The following is a 19,916-nucleotide window of genomic DNA, read 5'->3' on the forward strand; positions in this document are numbered from 1 at the left end:
CATCGGCGCTCGCTCAGAAGGTGCGCGCAAAGCGCAACGCCACGTTGTAGCCCTCGGCACGATTGCGCGCGCCGAACTCCCTGTAGACATGCAGCCAGAGCGGCATCTTGCCCGGCTCGAAGAAGCTCACCGCCGGACCCAGCGCGACCACGCGCGCGCGATTGCCGATGTCCTGGCCATTGCGCTGGTCATCGGTGATCTGCCGGTAGTAGTAACCGCCCAGGCCTGCTGTCCATGCGCCCACCTGCTTTCCGACGGCGAATTCGTGGCGGTATTCCACGCCGCTGCGGTAGTCGGCGTCGGGATTGCGCGCATTGATATCGAACTGGAACGAGGACGACAGCTCCACGCCGCTCTGGCTGATCCAGCTGACATTGACCAGCGGCGAGTACGTCCAGCGATTCAGGCCCGGAGAGATCAGCCGGCTGGCATCGTAGTCGCCGGTCGGAGCCTGGATCTGGAACTGGAAGTTGATGCCCAGGTTGGGCGAGGGCGTCCACTGCAGGATCACCGGCGTCACCTGCACATCGGCCAGCCGGAATACCTTGGCCTGATCGCGGAACACGGTCACGCCGTTGACATTGACCGCCAGCGACGCATCCATGCGGAAGAACGGCACCACCGTGCTGAAGCCGTAGCGTGCGCCGAGGAACTGCGCGTCGGTCATGCGGAGATAGGCCAGCCCCAGCGACAGCACATCCAGCGAAAAATCGTTGGGGCTGCGACGGCCCGCGCCGTCGTTCAGGCGATCGGTCGAGTAATACGCGGCGCGAGCGCCGAAGGTGCCGACAGGTGTACTGGGCGGCATGAAACCGCCGCCGAAATCGTAGAGCCCCATCGGGGTGGACGGCGCGCCGTTCTCGGTGGCCTGGGCGGAGAATACGCTACAGAGGAGCAGACTTGCAGACAGCGAACGGATGGGACGACAGCGTTGCTGGGACATCGGTGGTTCCTCGCCTGTCGGAGTTACAACTCCAACCTAAGCGGAACGCTCGCCTGCCCGTTATCCAGAATCGGCAATGTCGTGCTGTGTTGTTGCGGCCGCGTGCCGGCCTTCGTCCTATCCCGCCAAGGCGCCCAGCGCCTGACGGCGGGTCTCCGACGGACTCTGCCCGAACAACTGGCGGTATTCGCCGGCGAATCGGCTTGAATGCCAGAATCCCCAGGCGGCAGCGATGTCCTGCACCGAGCGGCCCGGGCCCTCGCTGGTCAGCGAACGCCGTACCTGGTTCAAGCGCAGGGTGCGCAGATAGGCCACCGGATTGGTGCCCAGGCTTTCCTGAAAACAGTACTGCAGCTTGCGCCGGCTGGCACCGACATGCCCGCACAACTCCAGCACCGTGGGCGCGCGTTCGGCGTGTGCCAGCGCGTAATCGCGCGCGCGATCGACCAGGCGCTTTCTCGCGCTGGGGCGCAGCGGTGCGGCCTCGGTGGTGTCGAGCATGTCCAGCAGCAGTTGCAGCAGCCCGTCACGGGTGCCGCGACGCACCACGGCATGCGTGCGCATCGCGCTGGTCAGCGTGTGCGAATCGAACAGGTCCTGGCTGACGCATTGCACCTCATGCAGGCTTCGCGGGGGCATGCGGTACAGCGTGCGGGTACGCGAGGGCTGGTCGCAGCGCTGACGCTCCAGCAGCCAGTCCACCAGGCGCTGGTCGACCGCGAACGACAGCAATTCCACCTGCGCAGGAGTGTGCAGCTCGGGCAGGCGATGGCCAGGCGTCACCAGCAGGCAGGGCTCCTGATGGCGATGGCCCTCGCAATACATCTCCAGGTCGATCCCGCCCAGCGGCAGGCTGAACACCAGCGCGCCTGGCCAGGCCTCGCCGCATTTGAGCATGGCCTGGTTGGCACGGTCGCGCACCACCTGGATGCCGTCCAGCTGCAACTCGTCCAGCTGGCCGGTGAAGTGCCCGCCACTGGTTTGGTCGTAGCGGACCTGCCAACGCGGCAGGGCAAGAGCGTGCGCCTCCACCGCAGCGGTGCTGCAGTGCCGGACCACGAATGCGGGAACGGAACTGGCTGACATGGCAGGTCCCGAAGCTGGAAGGAAGTGCGAAGGCGACAGCAATGCGACGCGGGGCGCGATGCGCCGCCTTCGGCAGGCGCACTGTTGCACGAATCCGGGATGGCGTGCATCCCGGCCCCGGGGCAGTCTGCGACAGCGTCATCCCGTGCATGCTGCGACACGCTGGTTGTGCGCAGCGACGCTGCAGTGCAGCGCGGTTATCGTGCGGTGTCGCGGATCCTGCGATTCATCGGCCGGATCCGCGCAGTACTCGACGCAGTAGGCTGGCGGGTATGCTCAGACCACAGCGAAGTAGTGCTTGATGAAGCCCGCATCGCTGACGATGTCCCACAGCATCGGCGTGCCTTTTTCGACGAACCAGCTGTCGCCGCTCTTCAGGTGATGCGTGATGCCGGTGGATTCGTCTGTCATCAGCACTTCGCCCAGGACCACGGTAGCCTGCTCGCTGAAGGGATAGGTCATGCGAAACCTGCCCTTGGTGGTGCCGAAATAGGCGGCACCGACCGGGTCGGTCGGCGCGCCATGGGTCATGCGGCCGTAGGCCTTGAGCTCGTCGCCTAGCATCTGCGTGCCAAGGTAGGTCACCTTGCCCCAGTCGTCCAGTTCGTCCAGGCTCAGTGCGTGCTTGATCGGAGTAAAGGTCATGCGGGGTGGCTCCTTTGGGTGTGCTCAGGTGGAACGGCGGTACGAGGCGAACGCAGGGCAGGGCTCAACGCCGCCCGTGCCGATAGCCCGAGCCTTGGTGCATCAGCTTGCCCAGGCTCACCAGCAGTTCGCGGAATCGATCCTTGCCGGCAATGGCGGCGTGGTTGATCGAACTGATCAGGCGGTAGCGCTGCGATCCACCCAGGATGCCCTCGGCCAGCACCTTGCAGATGATCTGGCTGGGCGTGACGCCGAATCCGGAATAGCCCTGGACGTAGAAGGCATTCGGGCGATCGGACAACGTGCCGATCTGCGGAAACAGGTTCTTGGAACAGGCCAGCGGCCCGCCCCATGCCAGGTCGATGGCGACATCCTTGAGGTAGGGAAAGATCTTCAGCATCAGGCGGCGATTCCACTGTTTGAGATCGCCGGGGATGTATTCGAGCAGCGGCGTGGACGAACCGAACATCAGCCGGTTGTCGTTGGTGACGCGGTAGTAATCGATCACCGGGCGGATATCGCTGAAGGCACCGCGGATGGGGCTGATCCGCTCGATCAGGTCGCGGCTCAGCGGCTCGGTCACCGAGTTGTAGGCGTACACGTTCAGGGTGCGGGCATGCAGTTCCGGCATCATGCGGTTGTTGAAGCCGTCGATCGCCCACACCAGTTTGCGCGCGCGTACGCGACCGTTGGCCGTGCGTACCGTGATCCGGTTGCCGTAGCTCACCTCCAGCGCCGGGCTGTGCTCGAAGATGCGCGCCCCGTATGTCTCGCTCAGCGCCTTGGCTTCGCCCAGCAGCAGGTTGAGCGAATGCACATGGCCCCCGCCCATATGCAGCAGGCCAGCATGGTAGGCATCGCTGCCAACGATTTGCTGGACCTCCGAACGTGGCAGGTAGCGGATCTCGTGCGGCGATCCCAGCGACTTGAATTCCGTTTCCCAGGCGCGCAGCGTGCGGGCCTGGCGGGCATTGAAGGCCATGTAGCCGTAGCCGCTGCGAAAGTCGGCATCGATGCCGTAGCGCGCGATGCGCTCGCGCATGATCTGCGGCCCCAGGTCGCTCAGTGCGAACAAGGCCTGCACGCCCTCCTTGCCGACGTCGCGGGCGAGCGCATCCAGATCGTGGCCGATGCCGGCCATCACCTGGCCGCCGTTGCGCCCGGTCCCGCCGTAGCCCAGATGACGTCCCTCCAGCACCACGGTATCGGTGACCCCGTGCTCGGCCAGTTCCAGCGCGGTGTTGATCCCCGAAAAGCCTCCACCGACGATGACAACCTCCGCATCGATCTCGTTTTCCAGCGAAGGAAAGCTCAACGCGTATTTGCGGGTAGCGGTGTAGTACGTCGGGGTTTCGGTATTGATCATGGGGCAGCAAGCATCCTGCGCGGCGGTCGCAGACACTGTAGACAGGCATGTGACCGCAACGCTTGTCGTTGCCTGCCAGCGCACTTGACTGTCTGTGCCAGCGCTGCCGGCAAGCGGGCAGGCCGGATACGCGCCTGCGCGCCCTGCGGTGTCCTTCAATGCGCGATGCCTGCGCTGCGCGTCCGCGGCGGCGCGCCAGGCGTCCCCCCAGACCCGTGGCGTTGGCGATGCGCGTTGGCAGGCAGCGCGGGGTGGGGAACCCGCACCGTGCCAGGAGCTAGCACAGCGCCTAGACCTGGCACGGAGCTTGCGTGCCGCAATGGGGAGGTCATCACATTTCGGTCCCCCAATGCGCACTCCTGTCCGGGTCTGTCACGATGTCGAAGCGTGGAATCACGCACTGGATTCCGCTTGTGGCGGCTTTCGTGCAAGCGTGGACCCGCAAGGTCCACGCTTCGTGGGCGAGCTGGCCCATGACGACGACGGTGACCTGAAGACATCGCTGATTCGCACCAATGTGGCGCAAATCGTGCACCAACGCACCAAGGGAGACCGCCTCGACGACCGCTACTGCTTCCTGGTCATGCAGCGCAGCGGGAGCAGCCGCATGCTGTACCAAGGCGAGCATGCCTTGCAGTTGCATGCCGGCGAACTGATGCTGATGGATTCGGCCACGCCCTACGATATCGTCGGCTGCGGGTTGATCGACCACGTCTCCATCCACCTGGATCGCTCCGAGCTGCAGCGGCGGTTGCCCGAGGGGCGTGCCCTGTTCGGCAGGATTTGCCCGCTCGGAGTCAGTGGCCAGGTGCTGCGTGTGATGATCGAGCAGCTCTGGCAGGCGGGCGAGTCGGCGAGCCGGGACGATCGCCGTGCCCTGCGCGAAGCCATCCTGGCCCTGCTGCCGTCGGCCCTGAGCGGCGATCCCCGGAGCGCGGACAGGCAGTGCCTGCTGGATGCCGCGTCGAGTCAGCTACGTCGCTACGCCGAGCAGTTGATCGAACATCAGCTCGACGACGCCTTGCTCACCCCGGCTGCGCTGGCACGCCAGCTCGGGGTATCGCTGCGTCAGTTGTATCGCCTGTTCGACGATGGCGACACCGTGTGCCGCTACATCCTGCGTCGGCGGCTGCTGCGCAGTGCCGAGGACCTGCGCCACCCGCAACGGCAGCGCGAATCGATCACCCAGATCGCTGGCAAGTGGGGCTTTGCCGATTCGGCGCATTTCAGCCGTGCATTCAAGAAGCGGTTCGCCTGCACGCCACGCGACTATCGCGCCGATGTGCGGTGCACCGCGTTTGCCCACGATGCGTGACGACAGGATGGGTGAGCATGGGCGCTGAGCCGGCCGCGCGGCAGTCGGCGATTGAGCCGCATGCCAGGGACCGCTATCTTGCGATGAAGAACACACCGCAGGCAGTAACAACAAGCCCCGCAACGCGGGGCTTGTTGCTACCGATTCAAGAGCAGCGAACGGCACGTAGCGAGCAGACGTCAGACAGGTGCTGAAGGCACGCTCGGGACCGGAGTAAACGAACCGACCACGCCGATGTCCAGTACCGACCGCATCCCGCTGGCGGTGCAGCAATTCTCTTGGCTGCCCTTAACCACTGAGATGGCAGCACTATTGCTATCAGGGACTCAGGGCAGATCGCACTTGATCTTGCCATCCACGTAATAGGGTTTGGGCACATCCGGATTGGTGCTGGTCTTTTCGAACACCACCTCGAACGAGGCCATGTCCACCTTGCCCTTGCGCGACTCGCAGGCTTCCTGCAGCTTCTTCTTGACCGCGGCGATACCGGCCTCGCGGTTGGCGCCATCGGCGCTATTGGTCAGGTTGGCAACCTCGGCAGAGGCCAGCGGGCTGAGGCCGAGCAGGCATCCAGCGAGCACCATGCTGTGCAGCTTCTTCATACGATCTCCTTTGCGATGTCCAATGTGCAGCGTCCTGTGCACCGCTAGAGGCCTGCGGCGCGCCCACAGCATAGGCGCGCCGCGTTAAGCGGCCGTGCGCATGGGGGGCACGGCGGGCTCGCGCCGCACGTCCTGCACGCTGTTTCCAGGCTCAGGGAATGAGTGCCAGCGTCGCCGCCGCGACCACGAGGTAACGCGCGGTCTTGGCGATCGCCACCAGCGGCAGAAAGACGCGCAGCGGCTCGCGCATCACACCGGCGGCCAAGGTGAGCGGGTCGCCGATGATCGGCATCCAGCTCAATAGCAGCGACCATCGGCCGTACTGCGCGTACCAGCGCTGGGCCCGCTGCAGGGCGCGTGGCGTGACCGGAAACCAGCGCCGCTCCTGGAAACGCAGCGCCTCGCGCCCGATCCACCAGTTGATCAGCGAGCCCAGCACATTCCCCAGGCTGGCAACGACCACGAGCCTGGCGACCGAGCCGCCGTCCAGCAACAGCGCCGCCAATGCCGCTTCCGACTGTGCGGGCAGCAAGGTGGCAGCGATCAACGACAGTGCGAACAGCGAAAGATAGGTCACGACGGCCTTGGGCGGAGTGGAGCGGGTCAGGCCGTTGCCGGCTTGCCGCGAGCGAGGGCAGGGCGCGTCAGCCGAGCATCGCGTGACGGAAACAATCGCACTGCAATGCATCTGCCGGTGGTCTGAGGCGATTGGAGTCAGGCGCGACAGTGCCAGCTCTGGCAAGAATGCGCTGCCACCGGCCGTCACAACAACGCCAGCTGCCCCACGGCCTTGCGCACGCTCTTCTTGGTCATGCGCACCACCGAGCGATGGATGGTCATGCCTTCGATCAACGCGTCGATCGCGCTGGCCGCGGGCTTGGAGAAATGCAGCTCCAGCGCAGCCCTGCTGCGCGCCATCCATTGCTCCATGATGGCCGTCATCTCCGAATGGCGGCGGGCGAAAGCGTACAGCTCGTAGCTCAGCAGCAGAATCCGTGGCGATGCGGTGGCATCGGCAAAAATGATGTTGACCACCGCGTCGCAGGCCTGGTCGCGGTTCCTGGCTGCGCGGATCTCGGCAGCGAAGTTGCGCGAGACCTCCTGCGAGAAGCGGGTGAACGCGGCGATCAGCAACTCGTGCATGGAGCCGAAGTAATAGGTGGTCGCGCTCAATGGCACGCCGGCCTGCTCGGCAACCTTGCGGAAGGTCGTGCCGGCCACGCCATGGTCCACCACCACCTGCAGCGTGGCCAGTTCGATGTGCTCCTTGCGATGGGGATCCTGGCGCCACGTCCTGCCGCTCATCTGCATCCACGCCTGTTTCGGTCCTGCGATGGTAATCCAGAGTTGACGCGCCAATTGGTACGGATGTACAAATTCACCCTGGCTGCTGTCTTCCAGGCGCCTGGAGACGATTGCGGCGTGGCGAACGCGAAGAGGCGATGCATGAATGAGTCCAAGCAGGTCGATGTCGGGCGCAGGCTGACCCTGGGTGGCCTGGCCGCCGGCGGCGTGGTCATGACCACCGGTGCAGGCGCGGCGGCTACCAGCTCCTGGCAGCAAGGCACCTGGCTCAACGCACCGAAGGTGCACCGGGTACTGCAGGGCGATGTGCTCGAGGTCGTGACCGACAAGGGAACCGACTTCTGGCGCGAGACACATTACGGTTTCACCCGCGATAGCGGGCATTTCCTCGGCATTGCGGCCCCTGCGGCCTTCACCTGCCAGGTACGCGTGCGCGCCCGGTTCGAGCAGCTCTACGATCAGGCCGGCATCATGATCCGTGTCGACGAGCGGCACTGGGTCAAGGCCGGCATCGAGCTCAGCGATGGGCGCGCCATGCTCAGCAGTGTGCTCACCAATGGGATCTCGGATTGGGCCACCGGGCCGTATGAAGGCGATGCTTCCGATGTCTGGATGCGGGCCACGGTGGAAAAGGGTGTGCTGCGGCTGCAGGCATCCCGGGACGGCAGCTATTGGCCGTTGCTCAGGCTATGCCCGTTCCCGGTGGCCGCGCAGTATCTGGTGGGGCCGATGACGTGTACGCCCGAGCGCGAAGGATTGCAGGTGCAGTTCTCCGACTGGAAACTCGGCCCGGTGCTGGGCAAGGATCTGCATGATCTGTCCTGACGTTGTGGTGCTGGTCTCACCTCGCTCGCGGTGCCTGCGTTGATGGCAGGGATGCAGTCATCCTCGCCACGCGCGCAGCAGCTCGCGACACGCGCGGCTTTTTTCATTCCCGGATTCGCGGTATCGATCTGGGCACCGTTGGTTCCCTTCGCCAAACAGCAGTCGGCGCTGGACGAGGCCAGCCTGGGTCTGGTGCTGCTCTGCCTGGGCGCGGGATCGCTGCTGGCGATGCCGCTTGCCGGCCTATGGGCATCGCGCATGGGCTGCAGGCGCGTGATGCTGGTCACCGTGGCGACGATGTGCGCGGCACTGCCATTTTTAAGCGCAATGCAGTCTGCAGTGGCATTGGGAGCGCTGTTGTTCGTGTTCGGCGCCGGCGTCGGCGCGATGGACTGCACGATGAACATGCAGGCAGTGGCGGTCGAACGCGATAGCGGCACGGTGATGATGTCCGGTTTCCACGCGTTCTACAGCATCGGCGGGTTTGCCGGCGCGTTGCTGATGACGGTGCTGCTCAGCAGCGGCATGACGCCGGCGCTGGCCTCGATGAGCGGCGTGCTCGCCATCGTGTCGATGACTGCCATTGCGGCCCCGCACTGGAGAACCGAGCGAGCCGCGCACGAAGGACCATTGCTGGCATGGCCACGCGGCAGCGTGCTGTTCATCGGCCTGCTGGCGTTTGTCGTGTTTCTTGCCGAAGGCACGATCCTGGACTGGAGCGCGGTGTTCCTGACCCAGGTTCGCAATGTCGACGCCAGCAAGGCCGGCGCGGGCTATGTGATCTTCGCCCTGACCATGACCGCGATGCGGCTGTGTGGCGATGCGCTGGTGCGGCGCCTGGGACGCACGCGCGCGATCGCGCTGGGCGGTGTGTGCGCCTGCGTGGGTTTCTCGGTGGCGGTGCTCACGCCGTGGTGGGAGCTTTCGCTGCTCGGCTATGCGTTGCTCGGCCTGGGGTGCGCCAATATCGCGCCTGCGCTGTTCTCGATGGCAGGACAACAGCGCGCCATGCCGGAGGGCATGGCGATCACCGCAATGACCACGCTGGGCTATGCCGGCGTGCTGGCCGGCCCTGCGCTGGTGGGCTTGGCCGCACACGGCTGGGGGCTGACGGCCGCGTTGATGGTGGTGGCCGCGGCAATGCTGGCTGTCGCAGCGTCCACGACCTGGCTCAAACAGGACATCGGCTGATCACACGGCGTACCGGGCGCGGCCAGGCTGGATCGCCTGGATGCCGGAGCGCCGCTTCTCCGCTGACGCAGGTCTGCCGTTTGCAACGGGCCTGGCCGGCCAGCGCCTGTAACGAAACGGCGGGCATTGCTGCAGAATTTTTCGTGCCATAAGCGCACCCCCAGTACTCTGCTTAGGAACTGCGGGCAGCTGGTAGGTATCGCGATCATCGATTCGTCAAAGAGCAAAGCTTGTTGCGGCCGCCGTCTGATAGGCGAGGCGCGGAATTTCGTAAGGGATCTTGCTTGATCGCAGGTAGCGCTCGTTGTAATCGCCTGAACTCTTCAGCACGTGGATAGATGTGTCTCCTTGTGAGTTGTCCGACTATGGCCATGCTGCAGGTCAACATGATCATTTTGTTATGAGCATGCGCATCGGGCTCACTTCGGATTGACGAAGCCGCGCCTAGATTGGCGCATGTCTCAAACAGCCTACGCCCGTGAGCATCTACCGGGCATGCCTTCAACACCGGCAAATCCAGCACTCGCGCGGCGTGTGCGTGCATATGTGCATGCGACGCCGCAGCTTCCGCGTCCTGGAGCGGGACAGACGCGCCTGCGTTGGCAGGCGCTGAGCACGCTGGGTGCCGAAAGCCTGCCGCTCGCCAAGGTGCTGGAGGCCCATTACGACGCCTTGTCGATCTTTTCCGAAGCCGGGCAGCCTGCACCGCCAACCGGGGAAATCTGGGCCGTATGGGCCGCCGGTGGGCCGCACGACACCGCCACATATGAAACGGGCTCGTGCACTGTGTCTGGTGTTAAACCCTGGTGCAGTGCGGAGCTGGGTGTGGTGACGCATGCATTGGTGACAGTGCGCAGCGGCCAGCAGCACCCGCTTGCAGCAGTGACGTTGGCACGGGGGCATTTCGACCTCGATGCAAGCCAGTGGCACGGCCCGGGCATGGCCGGAATTGCAACCGGTAGCGGCCACTTCACGCGTGCTCCTGCAGTCTTGTTGGGCGAACCGGCGTTCTATCTGCAGCGGCCGGGATTCTGGCATGGTGGCGCAGGCATCGCCGCCTGCTGGTATGGCGCCGCCACGGCCATCGCCGAGCAGGTCCGTCGCTCGCCAAGGGTGGCGAGCAACCCGTTTTCTGCAGCGCACCTCGGTGCCATCGACGAACAGCTGACAGCGGCACGGCTGATGCTGCAGGACCTGGCCGATGCGATCGACGACGCGCCCAGCGACAGCCACCAACTCGCTGTCGTCCGGCTACGCAGCCTGATGGACCGCATTTGCCGGGACGTGATCGAACGTGCCGCATTGGCGTTGGGGCCGGCCTCGCTGTGCTGCGACGCCGAACATGCGCAACGATGCGCAGACCTAGCCGCGTTTATCCGCCAATCCCATGGCGAGAAGGACGAGCAATGGCTGGGCGAACAACTGCATTCGCGCGAGGGCAACCCATGGCTGCTGTGAGAGGCGAGCCCATCCAAGGGCAGGGTGTGCCCGAGGCGCGCTGGACTGCATCGCGCCAATTGATCGAGTTGCCCGTCACCAGCATCGATCAACTCCTTGGCGACGCCACGCGTGTGGTAGTTGTCTCTCCGCATCCGGACGACGAAGTGCTGGGCTGTGGCGGGCTGCTTGCCATGGCGGCCGCTTCGGGGCGACAGGCGCTGATCGTTTCCGTCACCGACGGCGAAGCGGCCTATCCGCAGGAAGACGCCTGGCCGCCGGCACGCCTTGCCGCTGCGCGTCGCGACGAATTGCGCCATGCGCTGGCATGCCTGGGGATCGATCCCTCCAATGTGCTGCGGCTGGACGCGGGAGATGGGCAGGTCCGCGCGGGCGTCGAAGGGCTCGGCAGGCGACTTTCCGCCCTGCTGCGACCGACCGACGCAGTGCTGGTGACATACGCACGCGACGGCCACCCCGACCACGAGGCATGTGCGGATGCTGCCATCGACGCCGCTACCCACTGCGGTGCGCGGCTGATCCAGTTTCCGGTGTGGGCATGGCACTGGGACAACCCGGACCACAGCCAGATGCTGGCGTCGGCCATGCGGCTTGCGCTTCCGCCCGCTGCTCACGCGGTAAAGATGCGGGCGATGTCAGCGTTCAAGACGCAGACCGGCCACGTCACGCCAGCGCTGCGCAGCCCCATCCTTCCCGACTGGGCGCTGGCCCGGTTTCGGCGCGACTTCGAGGTCTATCTCCCATGAATGCCCAGGCCAACGCCGAGTACTTCGACAGCATCTACCAGCAGCAGGATCCCTTCGGTTATGGGACGCGTTGGTACGAAACGCGCAAGCGCGACATCCTGCTGGCAACCCTGCCTCGCATGGGATTCGCACGCGGCTGGGAACTGGGATGTTCCAACGGCGAGGCAACGCGCGGGCTGGCAGCCCGCTGTGAGCGCCTGCTGGCAACCGACATGTCCGCGGCCGCGGTGGAGCAAGCCAGGCAGCGCGTGGGTGACCGACGCAATGTCGAGATCGTGCAGGCCTGCCATCCGCAGCAATGGCCGGTTGGCAACTTCGATCTGATCGTACTGAGCGAGATCGGTTACTACCTTGCCGCCGCCGAACTCGATGAGCTGATCGTACGTCTGCAGGAGGCGCTCACGCCGGACGGACTGCTGGTGGCCTGTCATTGGAAGCATGCGTTCGAGCAGGCGCAGCAGGACGGCATCGCAGTCCATGCCTGCATCGCCCGATGGCTCACCGCGCCCTTGAGCTATCGCTACGAAGACAGCGATTTTCTGCTGGAAGCGTGGACGGCCCAGCCATTGTCGGTGGCACAACAGGAGGGTTTGCGGTGATCGCGGTCATCATCCCGGCGCATAACGAGGCCGAGTGCATGGGCGCGTGCCTGGCATCGGTGTTCCGCGCTGCCTCGCATCCCGAGCTGGATGAGCCGGTCGAGGTGATTGTCGCGGTGGACCGCTGCACCGATGCCACCGCCGAGCTGGCGCTGAGGTTGGGCGCGCGCGTGGTCGACGTCCCAGCACCGGGCGGCGTGGGCATTGCACGCGCCGCCGCCGCATCCCAGGCCATTGCGCTGGGTGCCGACTGGTTGGCCGTTACCGATGCCGACTCGCGTGTTCCCAGCGATTGGTTGCTGGAACAACGCCGGGCAGGCACCGGTGTGTTCTGTGGCGTGGTGGAAGTGGAGGACTGGCTGGACTATTCCGACGAGGTGCGCAAAAGGTTCGAGCAGACCCAGGCAACCGGCGAAGGCCACGGCCGCATTCATGGCGCCAACCTGGGCGTCAGCACCGATCTGTATCAACAATGCGGCGGATTCTCTGCATTGACGTGCAGCGAAGATGTCGCGCTGGTGCACGCCTTGCAGGCGATCAAGGCCTCGATCGCCTGGTCGCCACGCTCGGTGGTGTGGACCAGTGCCCGCAGGCACGCGCGTGCGCTCGGCGGTTTCTCGGATTTTCTGAAACAACTGGAAGCCCTGCCTTTCGTCCCTGCATGAATGCGACTGGTGAGAGAGCGCCATCGCCGCAACGACTACATTCGGCGCCGATCGCGTAGCTCCTTGCCATCCGCGAGCCGACCGCAGCGCCATGACGTCGCCATGCGATCTGCCGATCAGGCAGTCGCGCCCGTTCATGGCGTCGGTCAGCAACGCCATCGCATCAAACACCAGCCACCTGCGACAAACCTGCTTTCGACCTCATCTGCACGGGGTGTGGACGAAGCCTGCGGCACCATGCCGCACTCGCAGACTCGGGTGTGACATGGCAAAGCCAATGCTGTTCTTCCTGCATGCCCTCGGAGGCAGCCGGCACGAGTGGAGCCACGTCATCGCGCAACTCGGTGACCAGTGCGACTGTATTGCCCTGGACATCCCGGGTTTCGGCGATGCGGCCCCACTGGAGCACTTCGATACGCACGCGCTGGTTGACTGGTTCAGCGCTGCGGTCATCGCGCGGCAACCGGCATGCTGGTTCGCGGTGGGGCACAGCATGGGCGGGAAGATCGCCACATTGACGGCGGCGCGCGCGCGCGAGGGTGTGGCAGGCCTGGCCGGTCTGGCGGGCGTGGTACTCGTTGCCGCATCGCCGCCGGCGCCTGAACCGATGGAGGAATCGCGGCGCCGCACGATGCTGGCCTGGTTCGAAGCCGGCCGGCCCACGCGTGATGAAGCAGCGCAGTTCGTGGATGCCAACTGCGCCTCGACGCTGCCGGACGAGCGCAGGAACGCGGCGATCGACGACGTCCTGCGTACCGCGCCCAGCGCATGGACGGCATGGCTCACACGCGGCAGCCGCGAAGACTGCACGGCGCAGGCCGCGTGCATCGGCGTACCGGCAATGATCGTGGCTGGTGGTCAGGATGGCGATCTGGGCGAAGGCGCGCAACGGCGCTTGAATGTGCCGCACTATGCGCAGGCGCAGCTGGCCGTCGTGGCCGATGCCGCGCACCTGATCCCCTACGAGCAGCCGCAGCAACTGGCACGATTGATCGCTGAGCATGTGCAGCGCTGCAGGCCGCACTGCCTGCCCGAGGACTTCATTGCCCTGCTGAATTCCGAACGCGTGATGCCGCGCATGCGCAAGACGCTGCTCACGCGCCACGCGGGCCCGCCTGCCACGGCCGAAGGGGTGTTGAATCCGCGCCAGCTGCAGGTGCTCGCAGCCGCGGTCGCACGCGTGCTCGATGGCGAAGGCGACGCGCGGCAGATTGCGCGGCGCATCGACGTGCAGCTGGCAGCAGGCACGGGCGATGGCTGGCGGCATGCGGATCTTCCGGCCGATCGCCTGGCGTTACCGTTGGGACTGGAGGTACTGGATGCGCTGGCCGGCGGTTTTGCCGAACAGTCCGTCGCTGCCCAGGAGCGATGGCTGCAGGACATTGCGCACGCGGCGGCCGGCGACACCTCGGCACACGGCCTGGATGCCAGGCAGCTGGCGCATTGGTTCGAGGACGTGCGCGCCGAGACCATCCGCATCTGGACCAGCCTTCCCGCCACGATGGCTGCGCTGGGCTACGACGGGTTCGCCGTTGGGCACGTCGGCACCGTGAGCGTAGGCTACGAAGAAACCGCAGCGGGTCGGCAGGAACCCTGGCAGCTCCATGCCTTCGGAGCCGATCGATGAAGGCTGCTGGTACGCAGGATGCTGGTACGCAGGATGTTGTCGATGCAGTGGTGATCGGCAGCGGCGCGGGCGGCGGCCCGCTGGCGGCGCGGCTGGCGCAGGCCGGCGTTTCGGTGGTCGTGCTGGAGGCGGGTGCAGCGTTCGCGCCGCACTCCCACATCCCCGACGAGTTGACCACCGGCATCTACTGGATGGACGAGCGCCTGAGCGGTGGACAGACGCCGACCGCGTTCGGGCCGAACAATTCCGGATCCGGGCTTGGCGGCTCCACCCTGCACTGGGGCGCGTTCTGCCCACGCCCGGACCCGCGCGACCTCAGGCTGTCGACCCAGACCGGGCAAGGCGCCGACTGGCCGATCCCGCACCAGGACTTGCTGTCCTACATCCGTCGCGTCGAAGCCTTTATCGGTGTCTCCGGTCCCGCGCATTACCCATGGGATCCGGAACGCAGCTACGCGTATCCACCGCCGCAACGCAACGCGTCGGCCGCGGCCATGGAACGCGGTTGCCGCGCACTCGGCATCAGCGCGACCGATGCGCCCGCGGCACTGGTCAGCCGACCCCATCAGCAACCGCACTGGGGCCTGCGCGCGGCCTGCAACAATTGCGGCGCCTGTCACCAGGGCTGCAGCAATGCCGCCAAGGTCAGCGTCGATACTACCTGGCTTCCGCTCGCCAGAGCGCATGGCGCACAACTGCGCAGCGACAGCCGCGTGATCGATCTGCAACGCGATGGCCGCGGTGCGCTGACCGCAGTGATCTATCGCCAGCATGGGCATGAGTATCGCCAGCGGTGCAGCAACGTCTTCCTGTGCGCGGGCGGGGTGGAGACGCCGCGCCTGTTGCTCAACCTGGGCTTGGCCAATTCCAGCGGGCAGGTGGGGCGTAATTTCATGGCGCATGTGGCCACCCAGGTGTGGGGCGAGTTCGACGCCGACATGCGCATGAACCGGGGATACCCGTCTTCGCTGATGACCGAGGACATGCTGCGCCCGGCCGATGCCGACTTTATCGGCGGTTACCTGGTGCAGAGCCTGGGCGTGCAGCCGATCACGCTGGCCAACACGCTGGCACGCGGCGCCGGCCTGTGGGGCAGGGAGCTGGTCGGCACCATGCAGAGCTACAACCGCCTGGCCGGTATCGGCATCAATGGCGAATGCCTGCCGCAGGATCGCAACCGGCTGACGCTGTCCGACGAGCAGGACGCGTTCGGACAGCGCAAGGCGCGTATCGATTTCAGCTACGGGCCGAACGAGCAGGCCCTTGATGCCCATGCCCGCGCAATGCTGCAAGCCATCTGGCACGCCGCTGGCGCCCGCAACGTCTTCGCGGCCGCACGTTCGGCGCACACGCTGGGGACCTGCCGGATGGGCACCGATCCCGCGCAGGCCGTGGTCGATCCCGATGGCCGCGCCTTCGATGTGCCCAACCTCTATCTCTGCGACAACTCGACCTTTCCCAGCGCACTGGCGGCCAATCCGGCGCTGACGCAAATGGCGCTCGGGCTGCGGACCGCAGAACGCTTCCTCGCGCGCTAGCAGCGTGCGCACCGCCACGTTCTTCAACCATCAGGAGCTCGACATGGATCTCGGAATCAACCAGCGCATCGCCCTCATCAGTGGCGGCGACTCCGGCATGGGCAAGGAGACCGCACGCCAGCTGCTCGAAGCGGGCGTGCGCGTAGCGATCACCGATCTTGCCGATGGCACACTCGACCAGGCACTGGCCGAGCTGTCAGGCCTGGGAGAGATCATCGCCATCGAAGGCGACGTGACGCGCGAACAGGACGTTACCGCCATCTGGGCGCAGGTGCGCGAACGACTGGGTGAGCCGGACATCTACATCAATGCGGCCGGCGTCACCGGCGCCACCGGCGATTTCCTGGAGGTCAGCGACGCCGGCTGGCTCGAAACGCTGGACATCAACCTGATGGGCGCCGTGCGCATGTGCCGCCAGGCCATTCCTGCCATGCGCCGCAAGCAGTGGGGGCGGATCGTGTTGTTCGCCTCCGAAGATGCGGTGCAGCCGTATGTCGATGAGCTGGCCTACTGCGCCTCCAAGGCCGGCATCCTCAGCCTGGCCAAGGGGCTGTCCAAGGCCTATGGCGGCGACAATGTGTTGGTCAATACGGTGTCGCCTGCCTTCATCGCAACGCCGATGACCGACAAGATGATGCAAAAACGCGCGCAGGAGAACGGAACCAGTGTCGAAGACGCGATCTCCTCGTTCCTGGACGAGGAGCGCCCGGGCATGGTGCTCAAGCGACGTGGCCGCCCGGAAGAAGTGGCCTCGGTGGTTGCGTTCCTGTGTTCGGAACGCGCCAGCTTCATCAACGGGGCCGGGGTACGCGTGGATTCGGGTTCGGTGTTTACCATCGCTGGTTGAGACTGGCGGTGCTGCCACGGTGGCGCCGCATGTCAGCAGTCCACGACCGATAGTTGCCGGTGTTGTCGGCACCGCTCCATGACCACATCAAACAGCGATGCCGAGATTAAGAGCGGCTAACAAAACTACTGCGCGGCCGCCAGGCGGCCGCGGCCGGTGCTCGGAATCCTCATGTACCGCCCTTACACTCCGGTTCCTCCGCGCCGTCCGCACCCACCTGACGACCGCTCGCTACGTTTTGGTAGCCACTCTAAGTCTGGCTGCGGACGGTAACGCGACGGCGCGGTGTCGCCGGCAGATGCCATCGAGTAGGGCGGTTGGTCGGCAACGGGCCATCCCTCGATCAGGGGAGGCGCGCACATTCCCGCGCACGCCATGCTTGCCCTTTGACCACGAGGCAGCATCATGACCAACGTCATCCGCAAGACCGCCAGCTTCGGCGTGCCGTGGGAATCGGCCTATGGCTATGTCCAGGCACTGCGTGTCAACAACTCCATCTTCGTCTCCGGTCAGCTCTCTCACACCCCGCAAGGCGACCTGGTGGCCCCCGCACCGCTCGGTGCCGATGGCAAGCCCGCCAGCTTCGACAGCATGGAAGCGCAGATGCGGCGCACCTACGAAAACGCGCGGATCCTGCTGGCCGAGTTGGGCAGCTCGCTCGATGACGTGGTCGAAGAGACCCTGTTCGTCATCGATGTGCCTGCCGCGTTTGCCGCGAGCGGCAAGGTACGTCCCGTTGCCTACGGTCAGGCCGTACCGCAGGTAGCCAGCAACCTCATTGGCGTCTCGGCGCTGGCCTTTCCCGAACAGCTGATCGAAATCGCGTTCCGCGCCGAGCTGCAGGGGTGACTGCAGCCTGCATTCGAAGCCGCCTACAGAACCTGGCGAGGCCAGATCGCTGTACCGTCAACGTGCGGCGAAACAGGAAGATCTTTCGTCGCGGGCCACGTCACCCCGCTCACCCATGCGATGACACCAGGCGCGTGTCATCGCGCAGTGCCGCAGCATCCGCCAGGCGGCAAGGCCCATGTCGCCAGGTCGTCAGGCTGCTTCGGCACATCGCAGCGACCGCCTGTTCAACAGGCGATCGCTGCAGCCCCGAACCGGCGGCGATTACTTCAAATGCTCGCGCAGCCCATCGCCGGCCTGGTGGATGGCATCGTGCACCGCGGGGACGTCGCGCAAGGCATTGAGCAGGCCGTAATCGTGAATCAGCCCGTTGTAGCGCGTCACGGTCACCTCCACGCCGGCCTGGTCCAGCTTGCGGCCGAAGGCCTCGCCTTCGTCGCGCAGCACGTCCAGTTCCGCGGTCTGGATCAGCGTTGGCGGCAGGCCGGCCAGTTGGGTCGAGGTCGCGCGCAGCGGCGAGGCGGTGATCTCTGCGCGGGCCTTGGGGTCGGTGGTGTAGTTGTCCCAGAACCAGGTCATCATGTTGCGGCTGAGGAAGTAGCCGCTCTGGTAACGCTGGTACGAGGCATTGTCGAACGCGGCGTCGGTGACCGGCCACAGCATCAGGGTGTAGCGCAGCGCCGGGGTGCCCGCTGCCTTGGCCTGCAGCGCCACTGCCGCCACCATGTTGCCACCGACGCTGTTGCCGGCCAGTGCCAGGCGTTGGCCATCCACGCCGATCTCCGCGCCGTGCTCGGCAACCCAACGCGTGGCGGCATAGGCCTGATGGATCGCCACCGGGTAACGCGCCTCCGGCGAGGGCGTGTAGTCGACATACACGGCTGCTGCGCCGGAGGCGTTGACCAGATCGCGGATCAGGCGCTCGTGGGTCGGGAAGTCGCCCAGCACCCAGCCGCCACCATGGAAGAACATGAAGGCCGGCAGCACCTGGCCGGCGGTCTGCGGCGGTCGCACGATCACCAGGTTCAGCGGCTTGCCGTTGACCTGGATGGTCTTGCGGCTGACCTCGGCCGCCGGCAGGGGGGTATTGGCCTGGGCGTTGATCAGCACCTGGCGCGCCTGCTCGGGGCTCAGCTGTTCGATCGGCTTACCGCCACCGCTGTCGAGGGCCTTGAGGAAGTCGGCGACCGGGCGCAACGGCGCCGGCTGGTCGCTGGGTGCGGCCGCGACAGCGGTGCCGATCGATGCCGCCAGCAGCGTGGTGGCAATCAGGGCGAGGGGAGTCTTCATGATGCAGGTCCTAGATGAGCCGGGCAGGGCGCCGGCGACAGGAGTTACTTTGTGCGTCAGGGCGGTACGATAGGGCGCGAATCGTCCATAAAACTTTACCTGGAGTCCAAGATGGTCGACCGTCTGGCCGCCTTGCTGAGCCATTTCTCGGTGACCGCCGAGGTCTTCCATGCCGGCGCGTTGTGCGGCATCAACCAGCTCGACAGTGGCGACCGGGGCCAGCTGCACCTGATCCGTCAGGGCGCGGTGGTGGTCCACAACGGCGACGGCAGCCACCTGCAGATCGACCGGCCCAGTTTGCTGCTGTATCCGCGCGCGCTTGCGCACCGCTTCGACACCGACCCGGTGCACGGGGCCGACTTTGCCTGCGCGCACCTGAGTTTCAGCGGCGGCGCGGCCAATCCATTGGTGCGCGCACTGCCTGCGTGCATTTGCCTGCCGCTGGAGGCGCTGCGCCACGGTGCGGTGCTGGTGCATGCCTTGTTCGAAGAAGCCTTCGCCCAGCATTGCGGGCGGCAGGCAGTACTCAACCGGCTCTTCGAAGTGGTGCTGGTGCACGTGATCCGCGAACTGATGGAGCAAGGCCACGCCAAGGGCGGCATGTTGGCCGGCATGGCCGACGCGCGGCTGCGCCTGGCCCTGGTCGGCATCCACGAACACCCCGCCCAGCCCTGGTCGCTGGAGTCGCTGGCCGCCCGTGCCGGCATGTCGCGCAGTGCCTTTGCCCGCAGCTTTCACGACACGGTGGGCTGCACCCCGGGCCAGTACCTGCAGGACTGGCGTATCGCGCTGGTGCAACGCGGCCTGCGCCAGGGCCGGCCGCTCAAGCAACTGGCCGACGAGGTGGGCTACGCCAGCGAGGCGGCACTTTCGCGTGCATTCAAGGCGCAGGTGGGGCAATCGCCGCGGGTCTGGCGCGGTGTCGCCAATCATCACGCATGACAAGGTATTCGATGCATGCAGCACCGCAAACTCCAGTCGGCGTGCCTATCCGTAAGAGTCCGCATTAGTTCTTTTTA

General features: G+C 65.8%; 20 protein-coding genes and 1 other RNA gene. 13 read left to right on the forward strand and 8 right to left on the reverse strand.

What is annotated here, in order from left to right; all coding sequences use genetic code 11:
• Window positions 1-13 precede the first annotated feature (13 nt).
• The 4 genes from XcodCFBP4690_RS18490 to XcodCFBP4690_RS18505 form a co-directional block, all read right to left on the reverse strand.
• Window positions 14-943, reverse strand: coding sequence for a SphA family protein (locus XcodCFBP4690_RS18490; RefSeq protein WP_104543257.1), 930 nt, complete (start codon window positions 941-943; stop codon window positions 14-16).
• A gap of 117 nt (window positions 944-1,060) precedes the next feature.
• Window positions 1,061-2,029, reverse strand: coding sequence for a helix-turn-helix domain-containing protein (locus XcodCFBP4690_RS18495; RefSeq protein ID WP_104543259.1), 969 nt, complete (start codon window positions 2,027-2,029; stop codon window positions 1,061-1,063).
• Between the two features lie 276 nt (window positions 2,030-2,305).
• Window positions 2,306-2,674: a cupin domain-containing protein gene (locus XcodCFBP4690_RS18500; RefSeq protein ID WP_104543261.1), complete on the reverse strand. Its 369-nt coding sequence runs from the start codon at window positions 2,672-2,674 to the stop codon at window positions 2,306-2,308.
• 64 nt (window positions 2,675-2,738) lie between these two features.
• Window positions 2,739-4,040: an NAD(P)/FAD-dependent oxidoreductase gene (locus tag XcodCFBP4690_RS18505; RefSeq protein ID WP_104543263.1), complete on the reverse strand. Its 1,302-nt coding sequence runs from the start codon at window positions 4,038-4,040 to the stop codon at window positions 2,739-2,741.
• 349 nt (window positions 4,041-4,389) lie between these two features.
• Between XcodCFBP4690_RS18505 and feaR the strand changes: the two genes are divergently transcribed.
• Window positions 4,390-5,355, forward strand: a complete 966-nt coding sequence (gene feaR, locus XcodCFBP4690_RS18510; RefSeq protein ID WP_167394699.1) for a transcriptional regulator FeaR — start codon at window positions 4,390-4,392, stop codon at window positions 5,353-5,355.
• Window positions 5,356-5,681: 326 nt separating this feature from the next.
• On the opposite strand, the gene XcodCFBP4690_RS18515 is transcribed toward feaR, so the two are convergent.
• The 3 genes from XcodCFBP4690_RS18515 to XcodCFBP4690_RS18525 all read right to left on the reverse strand — a co-directional run bounded on the left by XcodCFBP4690_RS18515 (window position 5,682) and on the right by XcodCFBP4690_RS18525 (window position 7,262).
• On the reverse strand, window positions 5,682-5,957 hold the full coding sequence (locus XcodCFBP4690_RS18515) for a hypothetical protein (protein WP_104543267.1): 276 nt from the start codon (window positions 5,955-5,957) through the stop codon (window positions 5,682-5,684).
• A 151-nt stretch (window positions 5,958-6,108) separates the two neighbouring features.
• On the reverse strand, window positions 6,109-6,534 hold the full coding sequence (locus XcodCFBP4690_RS18520) for a YqaA family protein (protein WP_104543269.1): 426 nt from the start codon (window positions 6,532-6,534) through the stop codon (window positions 6,109-6,111).
• 185 nt (window positions 6,535-6,719) lie between these two features.
• The gene (locus XcodCFBP4690_RS18525) at window positions 6,720-7,262 is read right to left on the reverse strand and encodes a TetR/AcrR family transcriptional regulator (protein ID WP_104543315.1); all 543 of its coding nucleotides are present in this window, start codon (window positions 7,260-7,262) and stop codon (window positions 6,720-6,722) included.
• 141 nt (window positions 7,263-7,403) lie between these two features.
• Here XcodCFBP4690_RS18525 and XcodCFBP4690_RS18530 point away from each other — a divergent pair, with 141 nt between their 5' ends.
• The 11 genes from XcodCFBP4690_RS18530 (at window position 7,404) to XcodCFBP4690_RS18580 (ending at window position 17,607) form a co-directional block, all read left to right on the forward strand.
• Entirely contained in the window at window positions 7,404-8,087 is a 684-nt protein-coding gene (locus XcodCFBP4690_RS18530; RefSeq protein ID WP_104543271.1) for a DUF1349 domain-containing protein, read from the forward strand.
• 51 nt (window positions 8,088-8,138) lie between these two features.
• The gene (locus XcodCFBP4690_RS18535) at window positions 8,139-9,278 is read left to right on the forward strand and encodes an MFS transporter (protein WP_104543273.1); all 1,140 of its coding nucleotides are present in this window, start codon (window positions 8,139-8,141) and stop codon (window positions 9,276-9,278) included.
• A 939-nt stretch (window positions 9,279-10,217) separates the two neighbouring features.
• Window positions 10,218-10,736 (forward strand): acyl-CoA dehydrogenase family protein, encoded by a 519-nt coding sequence (locus XcodCFBP4690_RS18540; protein ID WP_104543317.1) that lies wholly within the window; start codon window positions 10,218-10,220, stop codon window positions 10,734-10,736.
• Complete coding sequence (locus XcodCFBP4690_RS18545) at window positions 10,724-11,482, forward strand: PIG-L deacetylase family protein (protein ID WP_104543275.1); 759 nt, start codon at window positions 10,724-10,726, stop codon at window positions 11,480-11,482. The genes XcodCFBP4690_RS18540 and XcodCFBP4690_RS18545 overlap by 13 nt, the downstream gene beginning before the upstream one ends.
• A complete protein-coding gene (locus tag XcodCFBP4690_RS18550; protein WP_104543277.1) occupies window positions 11,479-12,081 on the forward strand; it encodes a class I SAM-dependent DNA methyltransferase in 603 nt (200 codons plus the stop codon). The genes XcodCFBP4690_RS18545 and XcodCFBP4690_RS18550 overlap by 4 nt, the downstream gene beginning before the upstream one ends.
• Window positions 12,078-12,746: a glycosyltransferase family 2 protein gene (locus XcodCFBP4690_RS18555; RefSeq protein WP_104543279.1), complete on the forward strand. Its 669-nt coding sequence runs from the start codon at window positions 12,078-12,080 to the stop codon at window positions 12,744-12,746. Before XcodCFBP4690_RS18550 ends, XcodCFBP4690_RS18555 begins: the two co-directional genes overlap by 4 nt.
• 265 nt (window positions 12,747-13,011) lie before the next feature.
• Entirely contained in the window at window positions 13,012-14,373 is a 1,362-nt protein-coding gene (locus XcodCFBP4690_RS18560) for an alpha/beta hydrolase (RefSeq protein WP_104543281.1), read from the forward strand.
• Window positions 14,370-15,911 carry a GMC family oxidoreductase gene (locus XcodCFBP4690_RS18565; protein WP_104543283.1) on the forward strand — a complete coding sequence of 514 codons (1,542 nt, stop codon included), beginning with the start codon at window positions 14,370-14,372 and terminating at the stop codon, window positions 15,909-15,911. Before XcodCFBP4690_RS18560 ends, XcodCFBP4690_RS18565 begins: the two co-directional genes overlap by 4 nt.
• 43 nt (window positions 15,912-15,954) lie before the next feature.
• On the forward strand, window positions 15,955-16,758 hold the full coding sequence (locus XcodCFBP4690_RS18570; protein ID WP_104543319.1) for an SDR family NAD(P)-dependent oxidoreductase: 804 nt from the start codon (window positions 15,955-15,957) through the stop codon (window positions 16,756-16,758).
• A 171-nt stretch (window positions 16,759-16,929) separates the two neighbouring features.
• Window positions 16,930-17,005: non-coding RNA, sX9 sRNA (locus XcodCFBP4690_RS18575), on the forward strand.
• A gap of 158 nt (window positions 17,006-17,163) precedes the next feature.
• Entirely contained in the window at window positions 17,164-17,607 is a 444-nt protein-coding gene (locus tag XcodCFBP4690_RS18580; RefSeq protein ID WP_104543285.1) for a Rid family hydrolase, read from the forward strand.
• Window positions 17,608-17,871: 264 nt separating this feature from the next.
• Here the strand turns inward: XcodCFBP4690_RS18580 and XcodCFBP4690_RS18585 are convergent, their stop codons facing one another.
• Window positions 17,872-18,897, reverse strand: a complete 1,026-nt coding sequence (locus XcodCFBP4690_RS18585; protein WP_146091964.1) for an alpha/beta hydrolase — start codon at window positions 18,895-18,897, stop codon at window positions 17,872-17,874.
• 111 nt (window positions 18,898-19,008) lie between these two features.
• On the opposite strand from XcodCFBP4690_RS18585, the gene XcodCFBP4690_RS18590 reads away from it, so the two are divergent.
• Window positions 19,009-19,839, forward strand: coding sequence for an AraC family transcriptional regulator (locus tag XcodCFBP4690_RS18590; protein WP_104543287.1), 831 nt, complete (start codon window positions 19,009-19,011; stop codon window positions 19,837-19,839).
• The last annotated feature ends 77 nt before the right edge of the window (window positions 19,840-19,916 follow it).

Origin of the sequence: Xanthomonas codiaei (assembly GCF_002939785.1) — a bacterium.
Lineage (GTDB): Bacteria > Pseudomonadota > Gammaproteobacteria > Xanthomonadales > Xanthomonadaceae > Xanthomonas > Xanthomonas codiaei.